Source organism: Bartonella sp. CM86QHHN (assembly GCF_042194695.1).
GTDB lineage: Bacteria > Pseudomonadota > Alphaproteobacteria > Rhizobiales > Rhizobiaceae > Bartonella.
In genome coordinates this window covers 252,963-265,642 of sequence record NZ_JBHIND010000060.1, presented here as the reverse complement: position 1 = coordinate 265,642, position 12,680 = coordinate 252,963, and the positions used below count along the sequence as shown (strand labels likewise).

9 protein-coding genes are annotated in these 12,680 nt (G+C 39.2%); 5 read left to right on the top strand and 4 right to left on the bottom strand.

What is annotated here, in order from left to right; translation table 11 throughout:
- Positions 1–41: 41 nt before the first annotated feature.
- Positions 42–2,342: an NADP-dependent malic enzyme gene (locus ACFIKX_RS06920; RefSeq protein WP_375628453.1), complete on the bottom strand. Its 2,301-nt coding sequence runs from the start codon at positions 2,340–2,342 to the stop codon at positions 42–44.
- A 195-nt stretch (positions 2,343–2,537) separates the two neighbouring features.
- Between ACFIKX_RS06920 and mutS the strand changes: the two genes are divergently transcribed.
- Positions 2,538–5,282, top strand: a complete 2,745-nt coding sequence (mutS, locus tag ACFIKX_RS06915; RefSeq protein ID WP_375628454.1) for a DNA mismatch repair protein MutS — start codon at positions 2,538–2,540, stop codon at positions 5,280–5,282.
- A 1,031-nt stretch (positions 5,283–6,313) separates the two neighbouring features.
- On the opposite strand, the gene ilvD is transcribed toward mutS, so the two are convergent.
- The 3 genes from ilvD to ACFIKX_RS06900 all read right to left on the bottom strand — a co-directional run bounded on the left by ilvD (position 6,314) and on the right by ACFIKX_RS06900 (position 9,834).
- Positions 6,314–8,152, bottom strand: a complete 1,839-nt coding sequence (gene ilvD, locus ACFIKX_RS06910) for a dihydroxy-acid dehydratase (RefSeq protein WP_375628456.1) — start codon at positions 8,150–8,152, stop codon at positions 6,314–6,316.
- Between the two features lie 972 nt (positions 8,153–9,124).
- Entirely contained in the window at positions 9,125–9,376 is a 252-nt protein-coding gene (locus ACFIKX_RS06905; RefSeq protein ID WP_012754519.1) for a DUF1150 domain-containing protein, read from the bottom strand.
- A 26-nt stretch (positions 9,377–9,402) separates the two neighbouring features.
- Positions 9,403–9,834: an Hsp20 family protein gene (locus ACFIKX_RS06900; protein WP_375612819.1), complete on the bottom strand. Its 432-nt coding sequence runs from the start codon at positions 9,832–9,834 to the stop codon at positions 9,403–9,405.
- 120 nt (positions 9,835–9,954) lie between these two features.
- Here ACFIKX_RS06900 and nth point away from each other — a divergent pair, with 120 nt between their 5' ends.
- The 4 genes from nth to pheS all read left to right on the top strand — a co-directional run bounded on the left by nth (position 9,955) and on the right by pheS (position 12,666).
- On the top strand, positions 9,955–10,695 hold the full coding sequence (gene nth, locus ACFIKX_RS06895; RefSeq protein WP_375612818.1) for an endonuclease III: 741 nt from the start codon (positions 9,955–9,957) through the stop codon (positions 10,693–10,695).
- Positions 10,696–10,850: 155 nt separating this feature from the next.
- A complete protein-coding gene (rpmI, locus tag ACFIKX_RS06890) occupies positions 10,851–11,054 on the top strand; it encodes a 50S ribosomal protein L35 (RefSeq protein ID WP_183193590.1) in 204 nt (67 codons plus the stop codon).
- Positions 11,055–11,087: 33 nt separating this feature from the next.
- A complete protein-coding gene (rplT, locus tag ACFIKX_RS06885; RefSeq protein ID WP_012754515.1) occupies positions 11,088–11,489 on the top strand; it encodes a 50S ribosomal protein L20 in 402 nt (133 codons plus the stop codon).
- A 94-nt stretch (positions 11,490–11,583) separates the two neighbouring features.
- Positions 11,584–12,666, top strand: a complete 1,083-nt coding sequence (gene pheS, locus ACFIKX_RS06880) for a phenylalanine--tRNA ligase subunit alpha (protein ID WP_375612817.1) — start codon at positions 11,584–11,586, stop codon at positions 12,664–12,666.
- Positions 12,667–12,680: the final 14 nt, after the last annotated feature.

Sequence of the window (12,680 nt, the reverse complement as noted above, 5' to 3'; positions counted from 1 at the left end):
CCCCTTGATATATTATTGGTATATTAGGGGCTTTTTTTCCTTTAGACGACTTTTGCGGCATGATAAGCTGCAAGCATTGCAATATTGACAACATCTGTATCGCTCCCACTAAACGGTACAATTTGGACAGATTTTTCCAATCCAATTAAAATAGGACCAATGATGGTTGCTTCACCGAGTTCTTGTAACATTTTGCTTGCAATGGAAGATGCGTGATATCCAGGCATAACCAAAATGTTAGCAGGCTCCGTTAATCCCATAAATGGATATTGCTGCATCAATTTGGAATTGAGTGCCACATCAGCACTCATTTCTCCATCAAACTCAAAATCAACTTTGCGTTCATGCAAAATATTAATCGCATCCTGAATTTGCTGCGTCGTCTGCCCTTTCATATAACTAAATGTAGAAAATGCTAAAAATGCTACCCGTGGTTGATATCCAAATCCTCGCACAAATGAAGCTGCTTGTTCAGCTATATCCGCAAGTTCTTCAGCATTAGGATTTTCATAAACGGCTGTATCCGTAATAAACACAATTCGTCCACGGCAAATAGCCATTGAAATACCAATCAATCGTTCTTTTGGTTTTTCATCAATTGCACGACGTATATCGATCAACGCTGTTTCATAATTGCGTGTCACCCCTGTAACCATTGCATCAGCATCTCCTAGTGCCACCATACACGCAGCAAAATAATTGCGATCATTATTGATACGACGATGACAATCACGCAACAGCCAACCTTGACGCTGCATTTTTTTATAAAGATAATTCGCATAAGCATCTGTATGGCAAGAAAGCTTAGCATTCATAATAGAAATACCTTCACGCTCCAGATCAATTCCAGCGATAACAGCCGCTTCTCTTACTTGCTCTTCACGACCAACCAAAATTGCTTGTCCTAATTTTTGATGAACATAGGAAACGGCTGCCCGCATAACTTGCTCTTCTTCACCTTCTGCAAAGACAATTTGTTTTGGCGCTTGACGAACATGGTTATAAACCCCACGCATCATCGAGGAAGTAGGATCACGTCTCGCATTCAAATCGCGCTCATAGGCCTCTAAATCATCTATGTTCTTTTGCGCAACACCGCTTTCCATTGCTGCTTTTGCTACCGCTATTGAAACAACCGTAAATAAACGCGGATCAAAAGGAACAGGGATGATATAGTTAGGACCAAACTTTAATCGCTTTCCATAATAAGCTTCTGCAACGCTGTCAGGCACTTCTTCATGCGCTAAATTAGCAAGAGCCTTTGCCGCAGCAATCTTCATGTCTTCATTAATAACTCTTGCACGCACATCAAGCGCACCACGAAATATATAAGGAAAACAAAGAACATTATTAATCTGATTCGGATAATCGGAACGTCCTGTTGCGACAATGGCATCATGACGCACTTGCATAACCTCTTCCGGCGTAATTTCTGGATCGGGATTAGCCATAGCAAAAATAATCGGCTGGGGTGCCATGGATCTTACCATTTCAGGAGTAAGAGCACCTTTAGCAGAAACCCCAAAAAATATATCTGCACCTTCCATTGCTTCCATAAGCGTACGTTTATCTGTTTGAATAGCATGCGCAGATTTCCACTGATTCATTCCCTCTTTGCGGCCTTCATAGACCACACCCTTTGTGTCACATAATATGATATTTTCGGAACGAAAGCCCATCGCTTTAATCAATTCAATACAAGCAATCCCTGCAGAACCAGCACCATTACAGACTAACCGCGTATTTTGCATATCGCGCCCTGTTAAAGTCAAAGCATTGAGAACACCCGCAGCAACAATAATCGCTGTACCGTGTTGATCATCGTGAAAAACAGGTATATTCATCACCTCGCGTAGGCGGCTTTCAATCATAAAGCACTCTGGCGCCTTAATGTCTTCAAGATTAATTCCACCAAAAGAAGGTTCTAAATGGCGCACCAAATTGATAAAACTTTCTGTATCGTTTATATCAATTTCTAAATCAATGGAATCAATATCCGCAAAACGCTTAAACAACACTGCTTTGCCTTCCATGACCGGCTTAGAGGCAAGTGCCCCTAAGTTGCCTAACCCTAAAATAGCGGTTCCATTTGAAATAACAGCAACAAGATTACCTTTTGCTGTATAATCATAAGCTAGCGCTGGATTTTGAGCAATTGCCTTAACTGGAACTGCAACACCTGGTGAATAAGCAAGTGCTAAATCATGCTGTGTTGCCATAGACTTTGTTGCAATAATCTCAAGCTTTCCTGGTCGACCACGACTATGAAAATCTAGAGCTTCTCTTTCGCTCGCACTGTAAACAGTTTGAGACATTTTCTGATCCTGCTCGCTCTTTTTCATCTCACTTTATTTTCTCCAAAAACAGTGTAAATTTTGCTTGATAATGCGTATAGTCATTAAATTTGATTCATATATTAGAAATCGCTATGCTTGCCTTAGCAAATCTGATGATGCGTTGCAATTTAGAGATAAATAGATATTGAAGTAAACAAAAAAGAGTAAAAACTTCACTTAAAGGAAACAGGCCTCGTACAAATGGATAAAAAAAACAATCATAAAAATAATTTAATTCCACAGCCTGCCTCCCCATCTGCTTCCTCTCAAGAACGTCTTACACCTATGATGGAGCAGTACATAGAAATCAAAGCCGTCCATCATGATTCCCTTCTCTTTTACCGAATGGGGGATTTTTATGAATTATTTTTTAATGATGCGATTGAAGCTGCTCAGGCTTTAGGAATCACACTCACAGCACGCGGAAAACATTTAGGACAAGATATTCCTATGTGTGGTGTTCCCGTTCATGCTGCAGATGATTACTTACAAAAACTGATTGCTTGTGGTTACCGAGTTGCTGTTTGTGAACAAATAGAAGATCCTGCTGAAGCAAAAAAACGTGGCTCAAAATCTGTTGTTCGGCGTGATGTTGTTCGTCTTGTAACACCTGGAACAATAACAGAAGAAAAACTCCTTGATCCAACACGCGCAAATTATTTGATGACACTTTCCCGTATAAAAACCAATGATGGAGAGGATTTTGCTCTTTCTTGGATTGATATCTCAACAGGCATATTTCGTGTAACAGAGAGCCGCCAAGAAAAACTTTTAGCAGATATTATGCGTGTGGATCCACAAGAAATCATTGTTTCTGATTCATTTTTTCATGATAAATCTCACAAGTCACTTTTTAGTGTTCTTGATCGTATCGTTTCACCTCAACCTGCTTGTCTCTTTGATGCACTCACCGCTGAACGCGATATTTGCAATTATTTTAAACTCTCAACTCTTGAAGGCGTTGCCGATTATTCACGCTGTGAACTCTCTGCAATTGTAGCTGCTATTCGTTATATCGAAAAAACACAAATCACGCATCGCCCTCCCCTCATGCAGCCTGAACGCCAAAATGAAAGTGCAACTCTTTTTATTGATGCCGCAACCAGATTAAGCCTTGAACTTATTCGAACGACATCAGGTCAACGGGATGGAAGTTTATTAAAAGCTATTGATCGCACTGTAACAGGAGGAGGATCACGCCTTCTTATTGACCGCCTTATTGCTCCCCTCACCACTCCTTCAGCTATTGATACGCGTTTGGATTCTATCGATTTTTTTCTACGTAATCCTTCTCTTGCAGAAGCGATAAAGCTTATTTTAAAGGGGGGACCAGATATGCCCCGCGCCGTTTCACGTTTGGCTCTTGGACGAGGAGGTCCCCGTGATATGGCGACAATCCAGCGTGGCTTTGAAATCATTCGTGAATTGCATCAACTTCTTGATAATGAGCTTCTGCCTCAAGAAATAAGTGATGTACAACAGGGGTTCTCAAAATTACCCACAGCGTTATACTTTCATTTAGAACAAGCATTAGCTGATGATCTCCCACTCCTTAAACGTGATGGTGGTTTTATTCGTTCTAATTATCATAAAGAGCTCGATGAAATGCGTGCTTTACGTGATGAATCTCGCCGTGTCATTGCTGAGCTTCAAGCGCAATATGCCCAAGAAACAGATATTAAGACGCTTAAAATAAAGCATAATAATATTCTAGGTTATTTCATTGAAGTAACCAGCACACAAGCATCTTCCCTTACAAATAATCCACAAGCTAAAGCACGTTTTATTCATCGGCAAACAATGGCAAACGCTATGCGTTTTACGACAACAGAGCTCGCTGACCTTGAAAGCCGTATTGCCCATGCTGCCAATCACGCATTGACACTTGAACTAGAGATTTTTGATATTCTCGTTCATGAAATTACCGAACAAGTTGATTTTATTCGTAAAGCCTCTGAAGCACTTGCTATTTTAGATGTCTCTGTCGCTTTAGCATATCTTGCTGAAGAACAAGGATATTGCCGCCCTAAAATTGATCTTTCACTTACCTTTCATATTACAGCAGGACGCCATCCTGTCGTTGAGCAAGCACTCCGCAAACAAGCAGCAGAACCTTTTATTGCCAATAATTGTGATCTCTCTGTGCAAGAAAATCAGCAATATGCAGCAATCTGGCTGTTGACAGGGCCTAATATGGGAGGAAAATCAACTTTTTTGCGGCAAAATGCTCTTATTGCTATTATGGCGCAAATGGGGTCCTTCGTTCCAGCAACTTCAGCACATATTGGTGTCGTTGATCGCCTATTTAGTCGCGTTGGGGCTTCCGATGATCTTGCACGAGGGCGCTCAACCTTTATGATGGAAATGGTTGAAACAGCAACGATTCTCAATCATGCTAGCCACCATTCCCTTGTTATTCTTGATGAAATAGGACGTGGAACATCAACCTTTGATGGACTTTCTATTGCTTGGGCTGCTGTTGAATATCTCCATGAAGTTAACCATTGTCGTGCTATTCTTGCTACCCATTTTCATGAAATGACTGCACTTACCGAAAAACTTGACAGACTGCATAATGTAACCATGAAAGTCAAAAATTGGGATGGTGATGTAGTTTTTCTTCATGAGGTCACACCAGGAGCCGCTGACCGTTCCTATGGTGTACAAGTCGCAAAGCTTGCTGGACTTCCCCCAGCCGTTATTACACGAGCAACAGATGTACTCCATCAATTAGAACAAGGCGAAATGGCTGGAAAAGGACATAAACTCATTGATGATTTACCTCTCTTTTCTCTTAAAGCAACATCTCCCGTCAATGAAGAAAGAAACAAACATTGTGTTCTTCACGAAGCTTTAAAAAATATCCATCCCGATGAACTCTCTCCTAAACAAGCTTTAGAAGCAATTTACCACCTCAAACAGCTTGAAAAGAGTAACCCTTTATAGAAAACAGATGTTATTTTTTATTAAAAAACCTTCTTAATAGGAGATAACGTAACCATTTTTGATATACCACAGCATAAACAGTTATTTATCGTATTCCCATCGCTTTTCTACATAATATATTTTGATAAGTGTAATTGCCTATAGGCAAAACCCTATGCATTATATTTCATATTTCCTTAGATCAATATTGGCCCGTATACACAAAATTGGTCAATATCGACTATTTTTACAAGATAGTCGTTTTTTGTAAAGATTGTCATGAAATCTCCTCCACCTTGCAAATACGCCATATTTAGTGAATTATGCTTTTTCATGATCGATATTATTGTTATCATAGCAACATTTCTAGTTTAAAGCTGTTGGTGTTGAAATACCATCCCATTTTGCATAATAAATTCATGGATAATGGGTCTCGCATTTTCTTCACATTTTAAGTTATAAAGAGCTCTTTTACTGTTTTCATATGAAACATATAATCAGATATATCACAGCTGTACTTTATTTTCATAAACATCCTTCAACTCCTTCCCACACCTTAATGGATAAGGATTTTCATTCGAATCAAGTCTGCAAATAGTCCAGCTTCTAACGGATTTTCCTTGACTTCCTAATCATGTGCTTCTCTTAAACTCAAAGCTTTACAAACAAGTCTAAGAATATTCACCACACACTAAAAACACACTTAATATTTAAGGAAGATGCCGTATATCACAGCTCTAAATGACAGTGTTTTTACGGTACAACAAGATAATGCCACCAGTACAATAAATATCTTTCATAAATTATGAGTAATAAGAAATCATAATCTCATATAAGATTGGAATATGATATGAAAAGTAATTATACTGTATCTGTCTTACATAGCTGCTAAAATAAGCAATCTACCGCAGTTTTTAGTTGTATTGATAGCTTTTTAATCATACTCATCATGACTCGAAATATTCTGATAAGTTCATAAACTCATAAAATAATTAGCTTAGAATATCGTGCAAAAGATGCAAAAAATCAGAGCACTATCTCTATTCAACTCATCAAATATTACGTACTGCACCCTTTGCAGCAGATGTGGTCATCGCTGCATAGGCTTTGAGAGCCTTTGAAACTTTACGCTGACGCTTCTCAATCGGTTGCCAAGCGCCTTTTCCTTTTGCTTCCATCTTAGAACGGCGCTGGTTCATCTCAACGTCATCCACCAACATATGAATTCTACGATTTGGAATATCAATTTCTATGATATCCCCCTCTTCCACCAACGCAATTTCTCCTCCTTCAGCAGCTTCTGGTGAAATATGTCCTATTGAGAGCCCTGAACTTCCCCCTGAAAAACGTCCATCTGTAACAAGTGCACAAACCTTGCCTAATCCTTTAGATTTGAGATAACTCGTTGGATAAAGCATTTCTTGCATTCCAGGTCCACCACGTGGGCCTTCATAACGGATTAAAACAATTTCACCTGTTTTAATCTTATCAGTTAATATAGCTGAAACAGCTGAATCTTGGCTTTCAAAAATTCTTGCCGGACCTTTAAAAGTTAAAATTGATTGATCAACGCCTGCTGTTTTTACAATGCAGCCATCTTTTGCAAGATTCCCATAAAGAACTGCCAATCCTCCATCTTGTGAATATGCGTGTTCCCTATCGCGAATCACACCTTTTTCACGATCAAGGTCAAGGGTCTCATAGCGACAAGATTGACTAAAAGCTGTCTGTGTTGGAATACCACCTGGAGCGGCACGATAAAATGCATGAACTGTTGGCTCATTAGTTTGCTTTACATCCCAGCGGTAAAGAGCTTCTTTCATTGTTTTTGCGTGAACCGTATAAGTTGATGTATCAATGAGTCCTGCCGCATCCAGTTCACCTAAAAGCCCCATAATACCACCAGCGCGATGAACATCTTCCATATGTACATTTGCAACAGCAGGAGCAACCTTACATAAAACAGGAACACAACGTGAAAGATGATCAATATCCGTCATGGTAAAATCCACCTCACCTTCTTGCGCTGCGGCTAAAAGATGCAGTACTGTATTGGTTGATCCCCCCATGGCAATATCAACGGTCATTGCATTTTCAAAAGCCTTGCGTGAAGCAATAGAGCGCGGCAAAACTGTTTCATCATCTTCTTCATAATAACGTTTAACCAATGCAACAATCTGTTTTCCAGCTTCTTCAAAAAGCATTCGTCGATCTGCATGTGTTGCTAACATTGATCCATTTCCGGGAAGAGAAAGCCCCAATGCTTCCGTTAAGCAATTCATAGAATTGGCCGTAAACATTCCTGAACAAGAACCACATGTAGGACAAGCAGCACGCTCCATTTCAGCAACTTCTTCTTCTGAATTTTGTTCTGAAGCTGCTGCAACCATGGCATCGACCAAATCAACCGTTAGATCTTGATCCTTCCATTTAATCTTACCTGCTTCCATAGGACCGCCTGAAACAAAGATTGTCGGAATATTCAACCGTAAAGCAGCCATTAACATACCAGGCGTAATTTTGTCACAATTAGAAATACAAATAAGTGCATCTGCACAGTGTGCATTAACCATATACTCTACAGAATCAGCAATGATTTCACGTGAGGGCAACGAATAGAGCATTCCATCGTGCCCCATCGCAATTCCATCATCTACAGCAATGGTATTAAATTCTTTCGCAACACCACCGGCAACTGCTATCTGTTGTGCGACTAATTGCCCAAGATCTTTTAAATGAACATGCCCTGGTACAAATTGTGTAAAAGAATTCGCAATCGCAATAATGGGTTTACCAAAATCAGTATCTTTCATCCCTGTTGCACGCCAAAGTCCGCGGGCTCCTGCCATATTACGCCCGTTGGTTGATATTCTTGAACGGTAAGAAGGCATTATTTTTTTTCCCCTCAAATAATTCCATTTTGCTTGTTGTGCTGTAACTTCATTATAAAAACAAGAGCTTTAATATTCAAAAGAGAAAAATATCTTGTACTGCGGCATTTGAAGCACAAAATTAAAAGCTCTGCATAAACTTTTTCATAAAGCCTTTGTTTTTTATTACCTGTTAATCAACATCTAATCCCTGTGCAAGTCCACGTTTGAGACAAATATCAAAACGCTTCAGTATGACACAAACTGTTCCAGATTTTTGTATGCCAGATTTGGTTAGCATATTGCATCTATCTGTTTGCGTAATTTCTGGAATTGGAAAGAATATAAAGAAATCGTGATAAAAATCTATCATCTCCTTATAATTCAGCTTTACACCTTTCAAACGCATTCATAAAAATATCTTTTAAATAATGATGACGCATTATCTCATGCTTTTGTTTTTACACTCTTCAATAGAGCTACTCCCCTCAGGAAGAACAAAACACACCAAACAAAATACACTTGTATAGCCTTTATACTCATTTTAAAGAGACATCTTTCAATGCACTCGAGCCCATTTCACGATAGCGCCTATGAATGGTATAACAGCCCCCGTGAATAATATAAATCTATAAGGGACATCTTCACACTTATGAAGAAGAAAACTGACACCATCATACATTTTTTTATCCCCATATCGTGAACGTCCTTGGTAATTGAGACAATTAAAAAGAGATATTTTTATTCCTTTCTTCAAGTGTTTTTATCCACATGGCTCTCCCTGCTTATGACATCAAGCAAGTGACTTTAATTGTTTCAATATAAGAAGACCTCAAATGAGAGAACCTTATGATATTCGGGACTCTCATTCCAGTTGTAAAAAATTAATTATGAATATAAATCAATACTTAATCTAATTATAACTCACATTACACCCTTTACGAAAAAACAGATAGAATTTATAAAGAGTACAGCTTTTTCTCGTAAGGTAATCTAGTGCAGAGTTACAATTTGTAGTTCATGCTCATTGGCTCCAGCAAGGGCGATAGAACGCTCATCGGATAAAATGATAGGATAACCTGTTTCACCAAAGAGAGCCCATATCGTAATGCCTGGGGTCATCGGTGGAAGATCTGGAAAGTTTTTAGCCAGATCATCTGTACAAACTTTTTTTAAATAGGCAATCTGTCCCGCATCAGAGTAGGATGTGTTCTGAAACGACAAGTTTTGTTTGTGTTCTCCCATTTCACTGTTCCTTTACGCCTTAACTTTTATGACTCACCACTACTGACTTTAATTGGAATCTGTTTTATTTCTTTTTTTAATTTTGGTTGATACAGATTAATTGATAAAAGACCATTTTTCAACTCTGCATTTGTAACATGCATCCCTTCCGCGAGAACAAAGGTTCGCTGGAATTGTCGCGCAGCTATACCGCGATATAAATATTGATGATTTTGGTTGTCTGTTTGTTTACCATGAATAACCAATTGATTATCATCGAGTAAAATATTAAGATGGTTAATCTTAAATCCAGCAACAGCCAAAGTTATCCGGATATGATTTGCATCATCACTTTTATGCAAACGTTCAATATTATAGGCTGGGTAAGCCTCATCAGCTTTACCGATACGTTGCAATATTTTTTCTACGGTTTCAAACCCTAAAAGAAAAGGATTGGAGAAAGGCGTCACATGTGTCATTCATGAGTATCCTCTTTAAAACGGCTTTACTTGACCAAACTCTATAAAAGTGTTCGCTGCACTCCTCTCATATGGCGAGCGTGAATGATAACTTCAAGAGAGAAGATTTAAGAGAGTTCAATGCCTCAAAGTAACATAAAATTATCAAAGGTGCGAAATTTATCTAGTATATTGTATAATAAAGATGAAATTGCGGAAATATTTCGCCGTTTTTCTGTGCAACGCCCAACACCTAAGAGTGATCTTAACTACATAAATACTTTTACACTTTTAGTTGCCGTTGTGCTTTCGGCTCAAGCGACAGATGTAAGCGTTAATAAAGCGACAAAAGAATTATTTTGCCTTGCTGATCAACCGGAAAAAATGGTTGCATTAGGGGAAGAAGAAATAGCAAATCATATCCGTTCAATTGGCCTTTGGCGTGCAAAAGCACGTAATGTTTATGCGCTTTGCAACTGTTTAATTGATTATTATGGCGGTCAAGTACCCGATACGCGTGAAGCACTCATGGCCCTTCCTGGAGTGGGGCGCAAAACGGCTAATGTGGTCTTGAATGTTGCTTTTGGTCAGCCTACATTGGCAGTAGATACACATATTTTTCGCTTAAGCAATCGTCTTGGTTTGGCGCCTGGAAAAACACCAGAAATTGTTGAGAAAAAATTATTAAAGATTATACCGGTTCATTATATTCGCCATGCGCATCATTGGCTGATTTTACATGGTCGCTATATTTGTCAAGCCCGTAAACCACAATGTACGCAATGCATTATTGCCGATTTATGTAAAGCAGCCATCAAAACAAATGCAATTCCAGCACCTTTGGTTGAGCTTCAAGGCAATGGAGCGCCGATTTTTTTGTAATACGGTCTTGCTATTTTGTGTATACTAGCTTATGAAAACGTCTTTAAGAGCCGCCCGGCAGGGCATGCCGTGGCTGTTTAAATGCTTGTTCAAGCGTTGGTCCGCTTGAGTGAATAAAATGTTTGATTGAATAAATTAATGTACGGAGTAGCAAAATGCCCAAGATGAAGACCAAATCATCCGCTAAAAAGCGGTTTAAAATCACTGCGTCAGGCAAAATTAAAGTAGCAGCTGCCGGTAAGCGCCACGGCATGATTAAGCGTTCGAATAAATTTATTCGCGATGCACGTGGAACAATGGTTTTGTGTGAACAAGATGCTAAAAAAGTCATTCAGCATTATTTGCCGAATGGTATTTAAACCTTACGCTTTTGATTTTGAGGAGATTATAATATGGCTCGTGTGAAAAGAGGTGTGACAGCACACGCTAAGCACAAAAAAGTTCTTAAACAGGCTGAAGGTTTTTACGGTCGTCGTAAAAATACCATTCGTGCAGCTAAAGCAGCGGTTGATCGTTCAAAGCAATACGCTTATCGTGATCGCAAAAATAGGAAACGTACTTTCCGTGCTTTGTGGATTCAGAGAATTAATGCGGCTGTTCGCGCAGAAGGTTTAACTTATGGACGTTTTATTGATGGCTTATCAAAAGCCGGTATTGAGGTTGATCGTAAGGTTCTTTCAGATATAGCAATCCATGAGGCAGAAGCATTTTCTGCTTTAGTAGCTTCGGCAAAAAAAGCTTTAGAATATTTAAAAGATACGACACCTAATGCTTTCGAAGGCGCTGTCAAATAAGCCAGTCGTGTTCTCTTAAAGCATTCATTTATTCGAGGTCCCGTGCTGGCTATTGCGAGTGCGGGTTTTTCTTTATTAAAAAATAGGCAAAAATATGAATGATATTGAGCGTCTGGAACAAGAAATTTGTTTAGCCTTAGAGGCAGCAGGTGATGAACAAGCACTTGAAGAAGTGCGTATTGCAGCATTGGGTAAAAAAGGTAGTATCTCTGAAAAATTAAAAGAATTAGGAAAAATGGATGCTGGCGAGCGCCATAAAGTTGGACCAGTTCTTAATGGATTAAAAAATCGCATTTTAGAATTATGGGCACAAAAGCGTGATCTTCTGAAAAGACAGGCAATGGATGCCCGTCTTTCTCGTGAAACAGTTGATGTTACCTTGCCTGTTCGCTCTTCACCTATAGAACGGGGACGCATTCATCCTATTTCACAAGTGATTGAGGAAATTATTGCCATTTATACAAAGTTGGGTTTTTCTCTTGCAGAGGGACCTGATATTGAAACAGATTATTATAATTTTACAGCATTGAATTTTCCTGAAGGGCATCCAGCGCGTGAAATGCATGATACCTTCTTTTTTGATGTTGATAAAATGGGAGAACGAAAATTATTGCGAACCCATACATCACCCGTACAAATTCGCACACTAGAAAAACAAAAAGCACCGATACGGATCATTATTCCTGGAAAAACTTACCGCATGGATTCGGATGCAACACATTCTCCCATGTTCCATCAGGTAGAAGGTCTTGTCATCGATAAAACCTCCACCATTGCACATATGATGTGGCTGCATGAAACTTTTTGTAAAGCATTTTTTGAAGTTCCCTCTGTAAAAATGCGTTTTCGTCCCTCTTTTTTCCCTTTTACCGAACCATCTATGGAGGTAGATATTCAATGTGATCGTTCTGGTTCAGAAGTAAAGTTCGGAGAAGGACAGGATTGGTTGGAAATTTTAGGATGCGGAATGGTGCATCCCCAGGTGTTGAAAAATGTTGGTTTAGATCCAGATGAATATCAAGGTTTTGCATGGGGCATGGGCATTGATCGTATTGCCATGTTGAAATACGGTATGCCTGATTTGCGGGCTTTTTTTGATGCTGACCTGCGTTGGTTAGACCATTATGGCTTTCGTTGCTTTGATATGCCTGCTTTTTTTCCTAATAGAAATGTGTGATCTTAGTCATCGCT